Here is an 18,979-nt window from a genome sequence, read left to right on the forward strand (position 1 = left end):
TAACTCGGCCTAATATATCCTAAGGCTTGTAGATCGTTACTTGGCAGCGTGTCAGTTCTAGATTGGCCATGCGGATCATATTCACAGCGAGACGCAGGTTCTTGGTCTCATTGATGTAGAAGTGCGCTCCTCTACGCTGGTCGTAGGAGTGGTAAACGAAACCTGACGACTTGATCAGAGCGTCGAACTCCCTGCCCATAAAGTGCAGCCCTCCATACTTGTACATACCTTGATATTTGGGGTCTAGTGTGAAATTGACAGCGTCCAGCAGATTGGGATTATCCTCTTTGAATAGGTAATAACGTGTAAAGTAGGGGGCATGAGCGAAGTAGGCAAGCATGCCTAGAGCCTGCGTCAGGTCGTTGCTCTTCTCACCCTTCATCTCGCTCTCCCATTGCTCCACTTGGGCCTTGGTACTGCCCGCAACAAATGGGAAGCCTAGTGGCAGAGCCTCTGGCACTTGATAGCTACCCGACTGCTCTACGATAGGCGTGAAGATGAGGTAGGCTTCTTTGGCTGCATCGTCGGTGCTATACTGCAGATGCACCTTCTTCTGCTCGTTGACGAAGAACTGCGAGGTTTCGGTAGACTTGATATCTGTACGCTTGGTGTACTGCTCCTTGGCAAGGAAGTCGAGGAGCTCTGCCTTGTTGATGGCAGAGAGATCTTGAGCCACCAGAGTGGCCTTGTAGAGGAAGCGTGTACCAAGATTGACGTACTCGTAGCGCACCTGCTGGAATGCAGAGCTAACCGTCGAGAACTGGAAGTACGACACTGCTCTAATGCCTTGAATAGGATCGGCCTCCCTCGGGCGCATCGTAATGCGGCTATTGCGCTGCTCCTCAAATGCCTCGGCCTCCTCCAGATTGCTCTCCCACACCATATAGGGCAAGAAGAAGTGTGGCATGCCGTCTTGGGTGATCACGAGTGTCGTAGAGGCATTGCCAGCTTGTATCTTGAGGCTACAGACACGCGCGCCCTTGCCTTTGTTTTCGTCTAGGTTCACAATGAGCTCGCCATACCGAGGTCTAGGGAGCAGGGTTACCCAGCTAGCATCGGCAGGCTCCTTGGTTACCGTCCACTGGTCGCTGCTCGCCTTGACCCGTACACGATACTCTTGAGCTCCTCTAGGAGCATGTATCTCGTTAGGGTCGAGCGTGATTGCATTGCTCTTGTCTACCAACTGCTTGACGCCTACTTGGAGCTCCTTGCCTCCGGCCACGATCAAGATGCTTGCTAGACGCTCCTGCACCTGCGGATTGGCCAGCGCCTCGATGATGAGGATATTGCCTGCCTCTCTGAGCTTGAGCCAAGAGGCACTAGTAATGGCTTTCCATGCCGACTGATTGGTCGTGATAGGCAACGTGACCTCCTCTCCCGAGCCAGAGATGAGTAGCTCACGATCTAGGTTTACCGACAGAGTGGGTTCCTCCAAATGATCCTGCTGACAGGAACTAAGCCCCAGCAAGGTAAATAAGGAAAGAAGGAATGGGAGCTGTCTAAAAAACTTAGACATACTCCGACCTGCCCGCTCTTGCGGGCATGGCAGGGCGATAGACTTCAAGAGAGGGCTAAGTACAAGAGAAGCCCTACCCTGCCTCCTCTCACCGAGGACGACGGATACGGCTACACTCCCTACTCGCTCAATTGTGCCTAGCATCACTGCACAGACTCTAGAGTAATGTTTTCTCATAAATGTTTGAGTGGTTAAAGTCGAAATATCGGCGTAAAAGTATTCCTCACCACACTCATACACAATACCTAGAAATATCTGATTACCAACGAATAGTTAGCACAATTTGGGTATATAAACTCGAATAGCCAAGAGCCTCTATGACCATAAAGTATGGTTTTAACTACACAAAAAGCAACTAGACATACGGGTATAGAAACCTAAAATAGGCATGAAACTCTGTACAATAACACCTTAAGAAAATATCCAAAATGGCTACCTACCAATTATTAGCCCATACCTACACACTACACGGATTACTCATTTATAGGGATTTATAGGGATATCACTCTAGGCAAATAAATCGCCCAAACAGCATAAATAGGCTAGAGCGAACGAGCAGAAAACAAAAAAATATAAATTAACAGCTTACATGACGATTAATGCTTGAACCAAAATACCACGCTTACAGCACTGCGCAAAAGCCACAGCTCATATTTGCCCCCTAGAAGGCTCTGTATTGCGTCCAACCTCATTGGGGCACCTACCCCCCAGACAAACTGAGATCCCAGCCTCAATAGACTATTTACAACAAAATGAAACACAGATATTTACATATTAAATAGGGGTGAATTTACCTACTCGTGGCATATTTCTCGACATTTCTTCCCATCAATCTTGGCTGATTGGTGGACTCACTCGCCAAGATGTGCCCACCAATCCGAATAGATCTTCCCACCAATTTTCCTCGCCCCGCTGATTGAGTTTTACAAATAGGTACGGCATTAGACAAAAAACAAGCATAATGCTTTTACACTCTTTAACTAAAAAGACAGCAAATAGGAGCACTATTGATAGCTCATACCAGCCCATATGGCATAAGTATGGACAAGAAGATGTGGCATAATACGTAAACAGCTCAAGTTACTTAGTGCATTTGTGCCACACGGACTTGGTCATCGGCTTCGGCTACATACTTGAGTATGCTCCGTCAGCCCTAGTCTTCCCCCCTCATACCTCGCTCACTCTGAGGCATCTTAAAAGGGGCTATGGATAAACCCGGGTTTATCCATAGCCCCTTTGTTGGGAATAACTACTGGCTTGGAGGCTAGTAACGCTCGATAAGCTCGTCCTTGGGGCGGCGAACTTTCTTCATTGGACGCATCCAGTCACGCTCCTCATCGGAGTAGCCCAGATAGATCATGCTAACAGCCCTGTAGCCTTGCTCCCTAAGCCCAAAGATCTCATCTACATGCTCGGGACGAAATCCCTCAACTGGCGTCGAACCAATCTCCAACTCGGCAGCCTGAGCGAGAGCCAACCCCATAGCGATATAGGTCTGGCGGGCAGCATGGGCGAAGTTTTGCTCCGAGTCTTGCCCCTCGTAGTAGGCTCGCTTGAGGAAGTCCGTGTACGAAGCAAAGCGCCCCTCGGGCAACTCACGCTCCTTGGTCATACGGTTGTAAACCTCGTCGATACGCTCTGGGGTGTATCTATCCCAAGCGGCGAAAATAATGATGTGGGAGCACTCACGGGCGCACTCCACATTGGAGACTCCCTCGGAGATACGATCCTTGAGGTCCTGCCGCTCCACGACAAGCACCTTGTAGGGTTGTAGACCAGAGGAAGTAGGCGTTAGGCTAATGGCCTCGAGTATTTTTTCCAGATCTTCCTGCTTGATCTTGCGGCTAGAGTCGTAGGCCTTAACGGCATAGCGCCACTCTAGGTTCTTGAGTAATGACATATTATTAAGTTATTTATTCTAATTGTGATGTATTTCGACAAAGCGAATTACCACTATACAACCTCGTTCGAACTCATTGGGTTCATCTCTGTGGGAGCAAAAGGCTTTTTGTCCTTCCTATATAAGGCCGTATCTTTGTCCTAAACGACTCAGTACACATATAAGAAGATTATGACAGATTATCCAAAGTGCCCACAGTGCCTAGGCGAGAACACCTACTTTGATGGTACCACCTACGTCTGCCCAGACTGCGCCCACGAATTTATGCCACAGACCGAAGCCACAGAGCAGGAGGTCGACGATGTAGCCAAGGACTGTAATGGTGCACCACTCGCAGACGGCGATGCCGTGACGGTCATCAAAGATCTCAAAGTCAAAGGTTCGTCCATGGTAATCAAGCAGGGAACCAAAGTCAAGAGTATTCGCCTGACCGACAACCCCGAGGAGGTTGATTGTAAGATAGATGGCTCGGGCATTGTCTTGAAGACTTGCTTCCTACGCAAGGGATAGGGGGAGCGGCTCAATGAAAATACTCCTATGTCCTAGCCCAGAGCTATATCAGCTCTATCATCGCCCAGAGGCAATCGTCGTCATCACAGACATATTCCGCGCCTCCACGACCATAGTTACAGCCATTGCCAATGGGGCTGCTGGCATCTTTCCCGTAGCTACAACCGAGCAGGCGCAAGCTATTGGGCTGGCCAATGGCTATCTGATGGCAGCCGAACGACAAGTGCGTCGCTGCGACTTCGCCCATTTCGGCAACGATCCTCTGGAGTACACCCCAGAGGCTGTCGCCAACCAGCGCATCGTCCTGACCACAACCAACGGTACTCGCTCGCTACGCATCGCTCTAGAGGCTGGTGCGCAGCGGATCCTGATCGGGAGTTTGCTCAACCTCCCCGATACACTGGACTACTGCCACAGATCTGGCGCACAAGAGGTCCTAATCGTAGCTGCTGGTTGGCAAGGGCAGATCTCTACGGAGGACTGCCTATACGCAGGTGCATTTGCCTGCTTTGCCCGAGAGCAGGGTCTAGGAATAGCCGAGGGGGATATGGCTGTGATGATGCAAGACCTCTGGCATGGGCACTGCCAAACGATGCAGGAGCGTATGGATTACATCAAGCGCACCGAACACTATGCACGTCTCGTGCAAGCAGGCCACGCCGATGCAGCCGAGTACTGCATGACTATCGGCACACACAGCCTAGTAGTAGGGCTAGTAGATACGCAGACTGGTTTGCTAGGCAAGTTATAGCGTCTTGCGGGGAGCCCAATGGTACGCAGAGCTATGCGACTGAGTGGGCAACAAATTATTCTTCCTAGACGAAGGCAGCGAACGAACTATCAGGTACGACTCCAGCTGCGCAACCTCTCTATTCACTATGATCCCTCGAGAAATGAGCGTAGCCATCCGTTGGACGAGGTAAGGCACCTCGACCTAAAACCTCCAGTGAGGTAATCAGTGCCTCGGCACAATAGGACAAAATCAAATCCAGTTATCAAGCGTATGAAACCAATCATCTATCTGCTCTTGGCAGGAGCAGCACTACTGACAGCCTGCCAGAGCTCCAAACAAACTCAGAGTGCCACCTCTCGCCTCGACAGCTTGGAGCAAGCCCTTGACCAATCTACCGAGCCGCTGGAGCGTATTGCCCTCAAACAGGAGATCGTCGGCCTGACAATAGAAGCCGCTACACCACAAGAGCGGTGTCGGATATTCGACGATTTCGCCTCTCTAGTGGCACAAGCGGCAGATATGCTCAACGAACGTGAGAGCGACTACCTAAATCGCTATTACGAGTATCATCTAGACGAAGAGGGCAACCTCATAGAGCCACACGACAGCATCAAGCAGAGAGAGCGAAACTACGAGCAGGCAGGGCTACAACTAGAGGATGTCGGGGAGGGTATTGTCTTGATTACCCCCTCGCCTACCCTTTTCGCCAAATATCTCACCCTGCTACCGGCCTACTATCAAGAGCACTGGCAACTGCTGAGAGATGGTGAAAACTTTGCTCCCGATGCTTGCCTCAGACTAAGCTGGCGGGAGCTCGGAGATTTGATAGCTCGATACGAGGCTTACGTTAAGGCCTTCCCCGGGCAAACGGAGCTATTCGGCAGACTTAGCGAGAGCTACCAATCCCTCCAAATGGCCTATCTAGCCGGTGTAGACAACACGCCTATCGGAGACAGATCTGGGGGGCTCGACCCAGACCTCAAGGCCGAGTGGCAGCGATTTAGACAAGCATACCCAGACAGCCCAACGACTAAGCTCATCGAAGAGTCCCTCAAGCAAAAGAACTTCGACGACCCTCCTCTGCTCGTAGGACATGTATTCATGGCACAACAGAGCTCAAACTATCCTCTGTACTCGGCTTATCAAGATTGATTACACAGCTAGAACAAATAGATAAGCTCTACAAATAACATCGAGGCGAACGTAGTGTAGCCAAAGCCTCTCTCAAGACTCATATTGTACAAAAGGAACGGCAGTGTAGGTAGTCTACACTGCCGTTCCTTTTGTACATAGTTCTGACCAAACCCTCTAGAGCTTAAACTCCGCCCATAGTGGATAGTGGTCGGACATCATGAAGGATAGTTTCTGCTTGGTTAGCCCCCTATTTTTGAGTGCCGTGGCGACGAAGTCGTAGCTACCACCACGCACAAACTCGAGGGAAAGCTTGGGTTGCCCATTAGCTCCGTTGAACCACGCAATCTGATCGTAGTACTTGGTATCGTTGAATATCGAACGGCTTACCTCCTTACTCTGTAACCCCTCTGGGATATATAGCCCCTCGGAGAGGAAGGTCTGGTCAAGCAAATCACCTCGGGCCTCGATATTGAAGTCGCCAAGTATAATTAGATTTTGATGATAGGCATTGATGTCTTTCGCCCAAGACGACAGCCACTGAGCGATCCCCTTGAGTTCGTTGATGCGATCTGTCGATTTCTTGCCATAGAGCACGTGAAGAGTGATGAGAATGAAGGTCTGATGCTTGGATCGGAAACTCACCGCATAGGGCGAACGAACAAACTGCTCCTGCATCACGTTTTTGGACACGCCATTGCGCCACTCGTCAGGCACAACCAGCTCTCCAGCCAAACCCGAGAGATTGACCCTACGAGTATCGAATAGATAGGCCATGCGCTCACCATTGCCTGCATCGCCTTGGTTCACATCGGTCAGAATCATAGACCACTCGCTCCCCAAAATTTTGAGGGTATCTCTTAGTGCCCTGATGTTGGATTTAACTTCTTGGATAGCGATCACATCAAATCGCCTTAGAATCTCGGCAATACAATGTACCGAGTGCAAGTCACGCCGAGGGGTATCGCCCTCTTTGCTCATCCAGACACGTGTCAGATCGCCGAAGCCTCGGATATTCCATGTCGCAATAAGCAGGTTACGATCAAGTTGCTTAGGAGGGATTTTCTCGTCTAGATCCTTGAGTAACTCCTCTAGATTGTCCTTAACCTCCTGAGGTTGTGGTTCCAATGTTTTCATAATCCTTACTTTTCTTGTTGGGTTAGTAGATGATTGCTCTTGCCATCGTGGTGACGAAGTCCCCCACTATCTCCCACAAATGTAAGGGATTACTCGTAATACACAGTCAATGGCACCACAGATCATCACAAACGTCAAGGAGTGTTAAGAGATTAATTAGAGATTTGAGGAAATAAGCCAGAGGTTTATAAATAGCAGCGGGGTGATTGAGGGAAATTGATGGGCTGATTTCTTCAGATTGGTGGACACATCTTGGCGGATTGGTGGACTCACTCGCCAAGATTGATGGGAAGAAATGTCGAGAAATATGCCACGACTACGCAAATCCGCCCCAAGAAACACCATAAACACATAAATATCAACACATTAAAAACAGACCATTTAAGGCTAGGATCTCGGCTGTCTGGGGGTTAGGTGCCCCAATGAGGTCGGACGCAATACAGAGCCTCCTAGAGGGCAAATACGCAGTCTGGCGTTTCTTCCCTTGGCTGAAGAGCAACCCTTCAATCAACACCCAGAAGCGTAAACAAATGTATAAAATACAGAGGCAGTGCACACAGCAGATTGTAGGCCCATCAACCGCCGAATAGCGACAAGAAAAAAATTAAAATAGTTATTGCTTTGAGATGAATTTAATTCTAACTTTGCCTTTTCCGAGGATCTTCTAGAGAAAATCGGTCGGAAGCCTTATGGCACATAACTTTAAGGGGTACAATACTACCACTCAAGTCCGTTGTATTAGGCTGTCGTCCTCTAGATGCCTACAGGCAAAACCAATTTAATAAGCAAATCAAACAACTATGACGCAGGTCTACCATGTGCCAGTCATGCTGCAGGAGTGCCTAGACGGTATGGATATCCGCCCAGAGGGTTGCTACATCGATGTAACCTTCGGAGGGGGCGGACACTCTCGTGCCATACTCGATCGCCTAGGAGCAGAGGGACATCTGTACTCGGTCGATCAGGACGCCGATGCGCTAGCCAACATAGCTCCGCACCCTTCATTCACTTTCATAGCATCAAACTTCAGGCACATAGACCGCTTCATGGACTACTATGGACGGCTGGGGCAGGTAGACGCCATACTAGCAGACCTAGGAGTATCATCGCATCACTTCGATGCTCAAGAGCGGGGGTTCAGCTTCCGGACAGAGGAGCCCCTGCTAGACATGCGTATGAATGCTCGCTCTGGGCTCTCGGCCAGAGATGTCCTCAACGACTACGAGGAGGAGCGACTAGCCGACCTCATCTACAACTACGGAGAGCTGCGCCAGAGCAGACAGATTGCTGGCCGCATCTGCCGTGCACGCCAAGAACGACCTCTCTCGACCATAGGCGATCTGCTCGAGGTTGTACGCCCCTGCATCAGCCCAAGAGAGGAAAAGAAGCAGCTAAGTATGCTCTTCCAAGCCTTACGCATAGAGGTCAATGACGAGCTTGGTGCTCTAAGAGATATGCTGGAGGCCTCCAAGCGCATACTCCGCCCCGGGGGGCGCCTCGTGGTGATGACCTACCACTCTCTGGAGGATCGCATCGTCAAGAATTTCTTCAAAGAGAGTGGTCAGCCAGATACTCAAGCACAGATCTATGGCTCGGCTCGCTCGCCTTGGCAGATGATCACACGTAAGCCTATCACACCCTCGAGAGAGGAGGAGGCACTCAACCCTCGCAGCCGTAGCGCTAAGCTACGAGTAGCTCAGTGGCAACCACATTAACCACTGCACCACATACATATTACCTCGTATATATAGTAAAGCCCACATCACTATGACTGACGAAAGCCAACGACACCCAAGCGATATGGAGGCGCTCATCGAGCGTGCCCATCAAGATGCTCACGAGGAGAAGATGACAACGCAGAGCTCAGCGACACAGGGCGATGAGCACGCCCAGCTCAGCGACGAGCAGCGAGAGCGCAGAGAGGCCGTACTCAAGCGGATTAGCGACCTAACGGAAGATGATACTACTACTGACTCTCTGAAGATAAGCGAGTGGATACAAACCAACGGCTCTAGGCTCGTACGACGCTTTGGCCTCTTCGGCATATTCTGCATAGTGCTATCGCTGCTGGCGGTGTTTTGGGGCGTCTATGTGCCCATGGTAGATCGTAGGGTAAGCAAACTAGAGCAAGAACTAGAGGATATCCGCTACAAGTCCCTATTCACCACGGCAGAGCTTATTAAGCATGAGCAGATCAGCACCATTACCCAAAACATCGAGAGTTTTGGGCTCGACCTTGAGCCCTCGACATACCCTCCCTACGAGATCGTGAACCACTCGGCACAAACCTCCAAATAGCACTCGGCATGGACAAGAAACAGCGTGTTACCCCACAACTCATCTATTGGCTGTTCGGGATAGGGTTTGCAATTATCCTCGTCGCTATATGTGCCAAGATGATCTTGATGATCACGGGGCAAGACGGCGAGCAGTGGCGCAAAGTCGGGCAGACACTGCACCGCCCAGAGCCCATACAGTTGGAGCCCATACGTGGCTCTATCTACGCCTCGGACGGCCGTCCCGTGGCGATCACGGCACCCTCCTACAGACTATATCTAGACTTCAATGCTGGAGCCATCCGCTTGGCGCACAACGACAGCCTCAAGATGCCCAAAGACAGTGTGCTGAGAGCCAAACGCCAAGCCCTACGCAACCAGCTTAGCCGAGAGCTAGACTGGCTAGAGGTGCGCCTCGATAGCCTCTACGGCATCAAGACCAAGCCACAGAGAGAGCGCTGGAGCAAAGCCTTCCGCAAGAAGCATCGCTACTGCCTCGTAGCTCCTCTCGACATCAGCTACCTAGATCTGACTCAGATCCTAAGCCAAGCCCCCTTTGCCCACCACTACGAGCATGGGCGCCTCAAAAAGAAGAGCCTGCTGCGCCAAATGCTCATCACCGAGGAGCGCTCCAAGCGCATCAACTCTTTCGGCTCGCTCGCTCTGCGTACCATTGGCTCTGTCTATGCAGAGAAAAAGGACGGCCTCTCGCAGGGCAAACAAGGCCTAGAGCTACACTACGACTCTCTGCTTCGGGGGCAAATAGGCGAGGGCGTCAAGCGCTACAATGCACAGCGCTACAACCTCAAGGTAGTCACGCCTCCTAGATCTGGTATGAACATCTACACGACGCTCGACATGAACAAGCAGAATCTGCTCGAGGGCATAATGCGTAATCGGCTCGGCAGCCTCAAAGCGGGTAGTGGCACTGCTGTGCTGATGGAGGTGCAGACAGGTAAGGTGCTAGCCATAACTAACCTCGAACGCAACAGCGAGGGAGTATATCGTGAGACGATGAACTATGCCGTGTCGGACATGAGCGAGCCGGGCTCAACCTTCAAGGTAGCCTCTATGATGGTCGCCCTCGACGACGGAGTAGTCAGTCCCTCGGACAGTATCGACGTGGGCAATGGTGGTTGGACGGTGGGCAAGCGCCTTCTCAAAGACCACAACTACGGGCGAGGCTACGGACGTATCTCCGCCTCGCAGGTCATCGAGCGATCGAGCAACGTAGGTGTAGCCAAAATCATCGTCAAGGGCTACGCCAATCGCCCCGACGACTATGTGCAGAAGATCCGTGACCTAGGCTTCGGGCTAGACCTAAAGCTAGAAATACCGGGGGCGGCTCAGGCCAAAGTGCGCAAGAGAGCAGACAATCCCAACCGCTGGTATGGGACGACGCTGGCGTGGATGAGCTTCGGCTACGAAACGCAGATACCGCCTATCTACACACTCGCCTTCTTCAACGCCATCGCCAATGGGGGCAAACTCATGCGCCCCTACATGGTCACTCAGATACGTGACGACGAGGGTGAGATCGTCGAACAGCAAGAGCCGACCGTACTCAAAGAGAGTATCTGTAAGCCTACGACACTCTCTGCACTACAAGATATGCTCCGCAAGGTCGTAACCGATGGAACTGGGCGCAGCCTACGCACCGATGTCGTGGCCATTAGTGGCAAGAGTGGTACAGCTCAGATTGCCCAAGGCGGTAGCTATAGCGGCCCAGATGGCAAGACGCACCAAGTTTCGTTCTGTGGCTACTTCCCTAGCGAGGCGCCACGCTACTCAATGATTGTGGTTATCCGTAATCCCTCCAAAGAGTTCGCCGCTGGCGGAGGCTCTATGGCTGGCCCTGTGATCCGTGATTTGGCTGAGCGCCTCATCTCTATGGAGACGCCACGTAGCCTAGATTCTATCCCACAACCCTCTATTGCGCAGCAGCGTATGGCCATAACCTCGGGGAGGAAAGGCACGCTACAAGCCCTGCTACATCAGGTAGACGGGCGGTACCAAGCCAACACCGAGATTGCTGCCGAGGAGTATATCCACCTAGACACCGAGCTCCACGAACACAAGCTCCCCAAGGCTCCAGCAGGATCAGTACCCAATGTCGTAGGGCAGAGTGCAACAGACGCGACACACACACTGCTGAGCCGAGGCTATATCCCTCGCTTCTCGGGTAGCGGTCGAGTCGTAGGGCAGAGTGTCCCAGCAGGCGCCAAGGCCAAGCAAGGCACCAAAATCAACATCACTCTAGGACAATAAGCATCAAGAAAAGGGTTCGGCAAGCCTAGGTTCTGCCGACCATCAAACTCATTCTCAACTATGTTATTGACAGAACTACTGCGGGCGACGGCCTCTAGAGGCATACAGCCAGAGCAGATCCCATACGAAATCCTTGGCTCGGCCGAGGGCGTAGAAATAACGGCATTAGCCGAGGACTCACGCAAAGTGAGCGAGGGTACTGCATTCGTGGCCGTACGTGGCGTGGCTGTAGACGGACATAGCTACATAGACAAGGCCATAGCCTCTGGAGCCAAGGTGGTAGTGACTCAAGAGCGCCCCGAGGCACCTCGGCCGGATGTGTGCTACATCGTCACGCCAGATAGTAGAGAGATGCTCGGGCGTATGGCCTCGGCTTGGCACGGACACCCTAGCCAGTCGCTCAGGGTAGTAGGTGTGACGGGGACCAATGGCAAAACAACTATCGCTACCCTACTCTACAAGCTGTATATGTCTGCAGGCTACCCCACGGGGCTCATCAGCACCGTACGCAACTATGTCTGCTCCGAGGCAATAGACACTACCCACACCACTCCCGGCGCACTAGAGCTACAAGCATTGCTGGCTCGCATGCGTGATGCTGGGTGCTCCTTCGTCTTCATGGAGGTGAGCTCGCACGCTGTGGAGCAGAGGCGCATCGCAGGGCTCTGCTTCGAGGGGGGTATCTTTACCAACCTCACGAGAGATCATCTCGACTACCACGGCACACTCAAGGAGTATCTCTATGCCAAGAAGCGCTTCTTTGACCTCCTGCCTAGAGAGGCTTTTGCCCTAAGCAACGCCGACGATCGCAATGGCGAGATCATGCTACAGAATACCTCTGCCAGACGCAAGCTCTATGCGCTACATACTCTGGCTGACTTCAAGGGACGTATCCTAGAGCAATACGCAGACAGTACTCTGCTCGAGCTCGATGGGCAGGAGATATCGGTACGCCTAGTAGGAGCCTTCAATGCCTACAACCTACTAGCTGTCTATGCTACCGCTTGTTTGCTAGGAATGCCTAGAGAGGAAGCACTACGCTACCTCTCGACACTAACCTCTGTCGATGGTAGGCTCGAGGCACTACGATCGCAGAGGCGAGGCTATACCGCCTTCGTGGACTATGCACACACCCCCGATGCTCTGAGCAATGTGCTACAAACTCTCGACGACCTAAGGCAAGGAGCACGGCAGAGTGATGCTCGCATCATCTGCGTCGTGGGCTGTGGTGGAGATAGGGATCGTGGGAAGCGTCCGCTTATGGCCATGGAGGCGCTCCGCTATGCCGACCTAGTCATCTTAACCTCGGACAACCCACGCAGCGAAGACCCCGAGGCTATTCTAGATGAGATGCAGGCAGGCATTGGAGTTGGAGATGAGTACCGTGTACAGCGTATCACCGATCGAGCCAAGGCGATACAAGCAGCTTGCTCGATGGCTCAGCCACACGACCTAGTGCTCGTGGCAGGTAAGGGGCACGAAGCCTATCAAGAAGTGAAGGGCGTACGCCACCCCTTCGACGACAGGGAAGTCATTCGCCAGCAGTTTACCACCGAGTAGCAGTACTCTCTGCACTAGCTCTACAGATAAATATCATCACTATGCTATATCATTTATTCGACCTTGTCCAAGACTGGGGTATCCCCGGTAGTAGACTTTTTGCTTATGTTTCTTTTCGTACTGGGCTAACCTTGATCCTTGCGCTCTTAATCACGACGATACTAGGGCATAAGATCATTCGCTACCTGCAACGCTTACAGATCGGGGAGAGCATTCGCGACCTAGGTCTAGAAGGCCAGTTGGCCAAGCGTGGTACCCCAACAATGGGTGGTCTAATAATCATTCTAGCCATTCTAGTCCCTACCCTGCTTTTCGCTCGGCTAGACAATATCTACATTCTGCTGATGATCCTCACCACCATACTGATGGGGCTACTCGGCTTCCTTGACGATTACATCAAAGTCTTCAAAAAAGACAAAGAGGGTCTACCCGGGCGATACAAGATCGTAGGGCAAGTATTCCTCGGCCTAGTCGTAGGACTAACCCTATATCTAAGCCCTGCTGTCGTAATCAAGGAGAATAGCGAAATCACGACCCACAGTGGCACGAGGGAAATCCACTTCTCTCAAGTGGATAGCAAGAGTACCCAAACCACTATCCCATTCGTCAAGAACAACAATCTCGACTATGCCAAGCTCCTACCCCTAGCAGACGGTACGACCAAGACTCTACTAGGGTGGGCGATCTTCGTAGCGATGACGGTTTTCATTGTGACCATGCTCTCCAACACGGTCAATCTGACGGACGGTATCGATGGCCTAGCCTCTGGCTCTTCGGCGATTGTGGGCGTTGTACTTGGGGTATTGGCCTATGTATCGTCACACTTCCAGATGGCGAGCTACCTCAACATCATGTTTATCCCCGGAGCAGAAGAGCTGGTAATCTTCGCAGCGGCTTTTGTGGGTGCAACGCTCGGTTTCCTTTGGTATAATGGCTTCCCAGCTCAGGTCTTCATGGGCGACACAGGGAGCCTTACACTAGGGGGAATCATCGGTGTATTTGCGGTAATCATACGCAAGGAGCTACTACTACCTATACTCTGTGGGGTTTTCATCATGGAAGGAATATCCGTTATCCTACAAGTAACTTACTTCAAGTACACCAAGCGCAAGACAGGCGAGGGGAAACGAATCTTCCGTATGTCCCCTCTACACCACCACTATCAGAAGGGAGCAAATAGTGGTATCGAGTGTCTGTGGAATAAACCACGTACGGCACTCCCCGAGGCTAAGATCACGATGCGCTTCTTCCTCATTGGTATTATCCTCGCTGTACTAACGGTAGTAACCCTCAAAGTACGCTAGGCAGACCAATCTAATAGCCCAAGGTTAAACAGAGGGCGGCTAGGCAATATCATTGGTTTTGCCTAGCCGCTCTACTCATTGTAATACCGTGCAGAAACGAACTCCCAAAGAGATCGCTGGCTCTTTGGGGCTTTTTGAGTAAGTTTGTGCTCCGTATTAATAGGAAAAGCAAACTTAATGAGTGGCAGATCGCTAGCCGAGGAGCTAGAGCAGGTCATACAAAATAGGGCAGGACTATTCGCCTACTGTAGCCCGGGGACGTGTGTCCCTAGGCTTTTTCTATTTGCCACTGACGAGATACGGACATATTGCTCGTGGGCATCGCTCCCCGATAGCAAGGGCTTCCTAATAGCTCCTTTTGCTCTATCACCCTCCACACCCATTGTTTTCCTCCCTTTAGACGGCAAGACCGACTTAGCTCAAGACTATATCTGGCCTACAGTCACCGAGGCTCCCAGTGAGCAACAGCTCCGACATGAGCCAACGGAGGCTTACCGCCACGCCTTCGGGACATTCGCCCAAGCCTTAGCTTCAGGGCAGTTCGACAAGCTCGTACTTGCTCGGCAAAAAACCTCTGCCATGCAGGCACCTATCGATCCCATAGCGACTTTCGCCTGCGCCAGTAAGCTCTACCCAGATGCCTATACATATATATTATATACCCCCGCCACTGGGCTATGGCTTGCTAGCACTCCAGAGCTCCTGCTCTCGGGGAGCTACAATAGCTGGCAGACAATGGCTCTGGCTGGCACGCTACCAGCGGAGGCTATTGAACGAGGCGGATGTTGGAGCGACAAGAACATTCGCGAGCAAGCCCTCGTGACTACCTACATCTGCGACAGGCTTTCCTCTCTAGACATAGAAACTCATACGAGTACTCCCTACACCGTCAGGGCAGGACGACTAGTCCATTTGCGTACAGACATTGCTTTCTCCTTGGCAGAGAGTAACTCTATCGGGCAGCTGGTCGGGTCCCTACATCCCACTCCTGCTGTATGTGGCCTACCCAAGGAAGAGGCAATGCAGTTCATCATAAGCCACGAGCCAGAGGGGAGAAGCTACTACTCTGGTTGCCTAGGACTCATTGATCCCGAGGGGAATACAGCCCTCTACGTCAATCTAAGGTGCTTGAGCATCGAGAGCGGAGTAGCTAGGCTATACGCAGGCGGAGGATTGCTACCCAACTCAACGCTACAAGACGAGTGGCTAGAAACCGAGCGGAAGATGCAAACCATGGGAGCGGCACTCAGATAATAGATACAAAACCATGTACTCGGACAAACCCAATATACTACAGCTAGTAGCCCTACTCAAGACACATGGCATACGCCAAGTGGTGCTATGCCCCGGTAGCCGCAATGCAGCCATCGTGCATAGCCTAGCAGTGGATGCAGACTTTGTATGTCATCGGGTTACGGACGAGCGTAGCGCAGGCTTCTATGCCATAGGCTTGGCTCTCTCTACGCAGAGCCCAGTGGCGGTGTGCTGTACCTCGGGGAGTGCAGTGGTCAATCTATTCCCTGCCGTTACCGAGGCTTACTATCAGGGCGTCCCGCTTGTCTTGATCACAGCAGATAGACCAGAGGCATGGATCGGACAGATGGACGGACAGACAATGCCTCAGCGGTCAGTCTTTGGCTCACTTGTGCACTCTAGCGTTTATCTCCCAGAGGGCAAAGACGAGGAGGAGCTCTGGCACATCAATAGGCTCATCAACGAAGCTCTACTCGCAGCGACTCATCATGCAGGAGGGCCAGTACACATCAACGTTCCGCTCTCCGAGCCACTATTCAACTTCACGACTAAGCAGTTACCCAAGGTGCGTACCATACGCCGCCTCTCTCTCTCGGCTCTGTCGGATAGCTCTGGAGCGAACAACCTAATCAGGCAGCTCAAACAGATTGGCGCACAAGCAAAGCGCATTATGATCCTCGTCGGTCAGCTTCCTCCCTCCCAAAGGCAAACACTTCAGCTCCTAGAGGCTCTGCTGCCCAAAGCTGTACTCCTCAAGGAACACTTGTCAGGGCAAATCGACTCAACGAGTGAATTTATAGATAACTTCGACGCCCTGCTCGCTGGCCTTAACTATATGGAAGCCAACGACTACTGCCCAGATCTACTCATCACTCTAGGTGGACATATTGTATCGAAGCGAATTAAGCAATTCGTTCGTTCATACAAACCTCGTGAGCATTGGCACCTATCCCCTAGGGGTGAGGTAGTAGACCTATTCGGTGGGCTTACCTTAGTTATCGAGGGGGAGCTCAAGAACTGGGAAGGTTGCCTTTTTGACGAGGCAATACACTGGGGTGATAGTAGCTACCGCCAGCTCTGGCAGGAACACTCTAGCCGACTAACCCAACCTCAATTCCTCTACTCGGCCATGCAGGCTGTCGGCTCGCTACTCGCTCTGATGCCTAACGGATGTGCCATACATCTGGCTAATAGCTCTGCCGTACGTCACGCTCAGCTCTACCCTCTACCTCACGATACCGAGGTCCTGTGCAATAGAGGGATTAACGGGATTGAGGGCTCGCTCTCAGCGGCTCTGGGTTATGCTAAAGCATCGGAACGTACAAACTTCATCATCATCGGTGATCTAAGCTTCTTCTACGATATGAACGTGCTTGGGGCAGACAAGGTCGGGGAGAACGTGCGCATCCTACTGCTCAACAACTCTGGGGGAGGCATCTTCAGAGGCCTACGCGGTATGCCACACGATGCGCCAAGCTTCGGGAGTATTATGGGCGCTCATGGACAATCGGCTAAGGCTTGGGCGGAGGACTGTGGATTGGTCTACCATGCGGTGCGCTCCAGCGAGGAGCTAGAGCAAGTCCTACCAGCCCTCTGCTCAGAGGAGGCGTCGAGCCCTCTCGTCGTGGAGGTATTTACCTCTATGGACGAGGATACAGAGCTACTACAAGCATATTACCAACAATTATAAAAGCATAAGATTATGGCTAAACGAGAATGGACTACAATCCGTGAGTACGAAGAGATTCTCTTCGACTTCTATGGCGGCATCGCCCGTATTACGATCAACCGAGAGCGTTATCGCAACGCATTCACCCCAACGACCACAGCAGAGATGAGCGATGCCCTGCGCATCTGTCGTGAAGAGGCCGACATCAATGTCGTAGTCATCACTGGGGCAGGAGATATGGCCTTCTGCGCTGGTGGCGACCAAAACGTCAAAGGCAAGGGCGGCTACATCGACAAGAACGGCGTGCCACGCTTGAGCGTCCTAGATGTACAAAAACAGATCCGCAGCATTCCCAAGCCCGTCATCGCAGCAGTCAATGGATTTGCCATAGGCGGCGGACACGTCTTGCACGTGGTTTGCGACCTTACCATCGCCTCTAAGAATGCTCGGTTCGGACAGACTGGACCTCGTGTGGGTAGCTTCGATGCTGGCTTCGGGTCATCTTATCTAGCTCGTATCGTAGGACAGAAGAAAGCTCGTGAGATCTGGTTCCTCTGTCGCCAATACGACGCACAAGAGGCTCTAGACATGGGGTTAGTCAATAAGGTGGTTGCACTCGAAGACCTAGAAGACGAATATGTACAGTGGGCAGAGGAGATGATGCTGCTCAGCCCTCTGGCTCTACGTATGATCAAGGCAGGTCTTAATGCCGAGCTAGACGGTCAAGCTGGTATTCAGGAGCTAGCAGGCGATGCTACGATGCTCTACTACCTCACAGATGAAGCTCAGGAGGGTAAGCACGCATTCCTAGAGAAGCGCAAGCCTGACTTCAAGAAGTTCCCCAAGTTGCCCTAATCCCACTAGGCAAAAAAATGGAAGCCCTCGGCTAGCGCATTCTTTAGAGATGCTAGCCGGGGGCTTCCATTTTATATATTCAGAAGTTACTTTCTGATAAAGGTTCGGCTATCGCCTTGAGCTTGTGGAAGAATAAGCATATCGGCGATATTGACATGATCGGGGGCCCCAATCATAAAACATAGACAGCTTGCGATGTCTTCACCCGTGAGGGGTTGGTAGCCATCGTACACTTTATCCGCCCGCTCTTGATCTCCGTGAAAGCGAACGAGGGAAAACTCTGTATTAACAGCACCTGGAGCGACCTGCGAAACTTTAATTCCCTGCCCTACTAGGTCTACACGCATGCCTCGAGTTAGGGCATCGACTGCGTGCTTGGTAGCACAGTAGACATTACCATTGGGGTAGACTTCCTTACCAGCAATGGAGCTGACATTGATAATATGCCCCGACTGCTGCCTGAGCATATAGGGGATAATAGCCTTAGAAACATAGATCAAGCCCTTGAGATTGGTATCGATCATCGCTTCAATATCCGAAAAGTCAGCTGTGTCGAAACCGTCCAACCCAGAGGCTAAACCCGCATTGTTGATAAGAACGTCTATACGCTCCACACTCTCGGGCAGCTTGGCGAAAGCGACATCGACAGCCACCTTATCTCGCACATCGAGAGTGATAGTGTGTACAGATGTACCAAGTAGCCGCAGCTGCTCGGCAAGTGTAGCAAGGCGCTCCTCACGTCTGGCTGCTAGAATGAGCTTGCCACAGCCTTTTTGAGCCAGCATGCGGGCAGTTGCTTCACCAATGCCAGAGGTTGCTCCCGTGATTAGAACGCAAATGTTTTGGAGATCTTTCATTTCGTTTTA

The 18,979-nt window shown here is 51.8% G+C and carries 16 protein-coding genes; 12 read left to right on the top strand and 4 right to left on the bottom strand.

What is annotated here, in order from left to right; genetic code table 11:
* Nucleotides 1–19: 19 nt before the first annotated feature.
* Together HQ41_RS00745 and HQ41_RS00750 are read right to left on the bottom strand one after the other, a co-directional pair.
* Nucleotides 20–1,693: a BACON domain-containing protein gene (locus tag HQ41_RS00745; protein ID WP_081964701.1), complete on the bottom strand. Its 1,674-nt coding sequence runs from the start codon at nucleotides 1,691–1,693 to the stop codon at nucleotides 20–22.
* A 1,087-nt stretch (nucleotides 1,694–2,780) separates the two neighbouring features.
* Entirely contained in the window at nucleotides 2,781–3,416 is a 636-nt protein-coding gene (locus tag HQ41_RS00750; RefSeq protein ID WP_044186575.1) for an NAD(P)H-dependent oxidoreductase, read from the bottom strand.
* A 171-nt stretch (nucleotides 3,417–3,587) separates the two neighbouring features.
* On the opposite strand from HQ41_RS00750, the gene HQ41_RS00755 reads away from it, so the two are divergent.
* From HQ41_RS00755 to HQ41_RS00765, 3 genes are all read left to right on the top strand, one after another.
* Nucleotides 3,588–3,926 (top strand): zinc ribbon domain-containing protein YjdM, encoded by a 339-nt coding sequence (locus tag HQ41_RS00755; RefSeq protein ID WP_044186577.1) that lies wholly within the window; start codon nucleotides 3,588–3,590, stop codon nucleotides 3,924–3,926.
* Nucleotides 3,927–3,939: 13 nt separating this feature from the next.
* Entirely contained in the window at nucleotides 3,940–4,677 is a 738-nt protein-coding gene (locus tag HQ41_RS00760) for a 2-phosphosulfolactate phosphatase (protein ID WP_044186579.1), read from the top strand.
* Between the two features lie 252 nt (nucleotides 4,678–4,929).
* Nucleotides 4,930–5,811 carry a hypothetical protein gene (locus tag HQ41_RS00765; protein WP_044186581.1) on the top strand — a complete coding sequence of 294 codons (882 nt, stop codon included), beginning with the start codon at nucleotides 4,930–4,932 and terminating at the stop codon, nucleotides 5,809–5,811.
* A gap of 156 nt (nucleotides 5,812–5,967) precedes the next feature.
* Here HQ41_RS00765 and HQ41_RS00770 read toward each other — a convergent pair whose 3' ends face one another.
* Nucleotides 5,968–6,927: an endonuclease/exonuclease/phosphatase family protein gene (locus tag HQ41_RS00770; protein ID WP_081964702.1), complete on the bottom strand. Its 960-nt coding sequence runs from the start codon at nucleotides 6,925–6,927 to the stop codon at nucleotides 5,968–5,970.
* Nucleotides 6,928–7,349: 422 nt separating this feature from the next.
* Between HQ41_RS00770 and HQ41_RS09695 the strand changes: the two genes are divergently transcribed.
* The 9 genes from HQ41_RS09695 to menB all read left to right on the top strand — a co-directional run bounded on the left by HQ41_RS09695 (nucleotide 7,350) and on the right by menB (nucleotide 18,113).
* On the top strand, nucleotides 7,350–7,517 hold the full coding sequence (locus tag HQ41_RS09695) for a hypothetical protein (RefSeq protein WP_161780566.1): 168 nt from the start codon (nucleotides 7,350–7,352) through the stop codon (nucleotides 7,515–7,517).
* Between the two features lie 210 nt (nucleotides 7,518–7,727).
* Complete coding sequence (gene rsmH / locus HQ41_RS00775; RefSeq protein WP_044186585.1) at nucleotides 7,728–8,642, top strand: 16S rRNA (cytosine(1402)-N(4))-methyltransferase RsmH; 915 nt, start codon at nucleotides 7,728–7,730, stop codon at nucleotides 8,640–8,642.
* A 52-nt stretch (nucleotides 8,643–8,694) separates the two neighbouring features.
* Nucleotides 8,695–9,225 carry an FtsL-like putative cell division protein gene (locus HQ41_RS00780; RefSeq protein ID WP_152567287.1) on the top strand — a complete coding sequence of 177 codons (531 nt, stop codon included), beginning with the start codon at nucleotides 8,695–8,697 and terminating at the stop codon, nucleotides 9,223–9,225.
* 8 nt (nucleotides 9,226–9,233) lie between these two features.
* Nucleotides 9,234–11,471, top strand: a complete 2,238-nt coding sequence (locus tag HQ41_RS00785; protein ID WP_044186588.1) for a penicillin-binding protein — start codon at nucleotides 9,234–9,236, stop codon at nucleotides 11,469–11,471.
* A gap of 60 nt (nucleotides 11,472–11,531) precedes the next feature.
* Nucleotides 11,532–13,031 carry a UDP-N-acetylmuramoyl-L-alanyl-D-glutamate--2,6-diaminopimelate ligase gene (locus HQ41_RS00790; RefSeq protein WP_044186590.1) on the top strand — a complete coding sequence of 500 codons (1,500 nt, stop codon included), beginning with the start codon at nucleotides 11,532–11,534 and terminating at the stop codon, nucleotides 13,029–13,031.
* Nucleotides 13,032–13,072: 41 nt separating this feature from the next.
* Nucleotides 13,073–14,335 carry a phospho-N-acetylmuramoyl-pentapeptide-transferase gene (gene mraY / locus HQ41_RS00795; protein WP_044186592.1) on the top strand — a complete coding sequence of 421 codons (1,263 nt, stop codon included), beginning with the start codon at nucleotides 13,073–13,075 and terminating at the stop codon, nucleotides 14,333–14,335.
* 177 nt (nucleotides 14,336–14,512) lie between these two features.
* Nucleotides 14,513–15,589 (top strand): isochorismate synthase, encoded by a 1,077-nt coding sequence (locus tag HQ41_RS00800; protein WP_044186594.1) that lies wholly within the window; start codon nucleotides 14,513–14,515, stop codon nucleotides 15,587–15,589.
* Between the two features lie 13 nt (nucleotides 15,590–15,602).
* Nucleotides 15,603–17,279, top strand: coding sequence for a 2-succinyl-5-enolpyruvyl-6-hydroxy-3-cyclohexene-1-carboxylic-acid synthase (menD, locus tag HQ41_RS00805; RefSeq protein ID WP_044186596.1), 1,677 nt, complete (start codon nucleotides 15,603–15,605; stop codon nucleotides 17,277–17,279).
* 9 nt (nucleotides 17,280–17,288) lie between these two features.
* Nucleotides 17,289–18,113, top strand: coding sequence for a 1,4-dihydroxy-2-naphthoyl-CoA synthase (gene menB, locus HQ41_RS00810; RefSeq protein ID WP_152567288.1), 825 nt, complete (start codon nucleotides 17,289–17,291; stop codon nucleotides 18,111–18,113).
* Between the two features lie 86 nt (nucleotides 18,114–18,199).
* Here menB and HQ41_RS00815 read toward each other — a convergent pair whose 3' ends face one another.
* Nucleotides 18,200–18,970, bottom strand: a complete 771-nt coding sequence (locus HQ41_RS00815; protein ID WP_044186600.1) for an SDR family NAD(P)-dependent oxidoreductase — start codon at nucleotides 18,968–18,970, stop codon at nucleotides 18,200–18,202.
* Nucleotides 18,971–18,979 lie beyond the last annotated feature (9 nt).

This window comes from Porphyromonas sp. COT-290 OH860, assembly GCF_000768935.1.
Lineage (GTDB): Bacteria > Bacteroidota > Bacteroidia > Bacteroidales > Porphyromonadaceae > Porphyromonas.

Coding starts and splice junctions, on each gene's coding strand:
- HQ41_RS00745 (WP_081964701.1), bottom strand. CDS start 1,693: ATGAGAAAACATTACTCTAGAGTCTGTGCAGTGATGCTAGGCACAATT.
- HQ41_RS00750 (WP_044186575.1), bottom strand. CDS start 3,416: ATGTCATTACTCAAGAACCTAGAGTGGCGCTATGCCGTTAAGGCCTAC.
- HQ41_RS00755 (WP_044186577.1), top strand. CDS start 3,588: ATGACAGATTATCCAAAGTGCCCACAGTGCCTAGGCGAGAACACCTAC.
- HQ41_RS00760 (WP_044186579.1), top strand. CDS start 3,940: ATGAAAATACTCCTATGTCCTAGCCCAGAGCTATATCAGCTCTATCAT.
- HQ41_RS00765 (WP_044186581.1), top strand. CDS start 4,930: ATGAAACCAATCATCTATCTGCTCTTGGCAGGAGCAGCACTACTGACA.
- HQ41_RS00770 (WP_081964702.1), bottom strand. CDS start 6,927: ATGAAAACATTGGAACCACAACCTCAGGAGGTTAAGGACAATCTAGAG.
- HQ41_RS09695 (WP_161780566.1), top strand. CDS start 7,350: ATGAGGTCGGACGCAATACAGAGCCTCCTAGAGGGCAAATACGCAGTC.
- rsmH (WP_044186585.1), top strand. CDS start 7,728: ATGACGCAGGTCTACCATGTGCCAGTCATGCTGCAGGAGTGCCTAGAC.
- HQ41_RS00780 (WP_152567287.1), top strand. CDS start 8,695: ATGACTGACGAAAGCCAACGACACCCAAGCGATATGGAGGCGCTCATC.
- HQ41_RS00785 (WP_044186588.1), top strand. CDS start 9,234: ATGGACAAGAAACAGCGTGTTACCCCACAACTCATCTATTGGCTGTTC.
- HQ41_RS00790 (WP_044186590.1), top strand. CDS start 11,532: ATGTTATTGACAGAACTACTGCGGGCGACGGCCTCTAGAGGCATACAG.
- mraY (WP_044186592.1), top strand. CDS start 13,073: ATGCTATATCATTTATTCGACCTTGTCCAAGACTGGGGTATCCCCGGT.
- HQ41_RS00800 (WP_044186594.1), top strand. CDS start 14,513: ATGAGTGGCAGATCGCTAGCCGAGGAGCTAGAGCAGGTCATACAAAAT.
- menD (WP_044186596.1), top strand. CDS start 15,603: ATGTACTCGGACAAACCCAATATACTACAGCTAGTAGCCCTACTCAAG.
- HQ41_RS00815 (WP_044186600.1), bottom strand. CDS start 18,970: ATGAAAGATCTCCAAAACATTTGCGTTCTAATCACGGGAGCAACCTCT.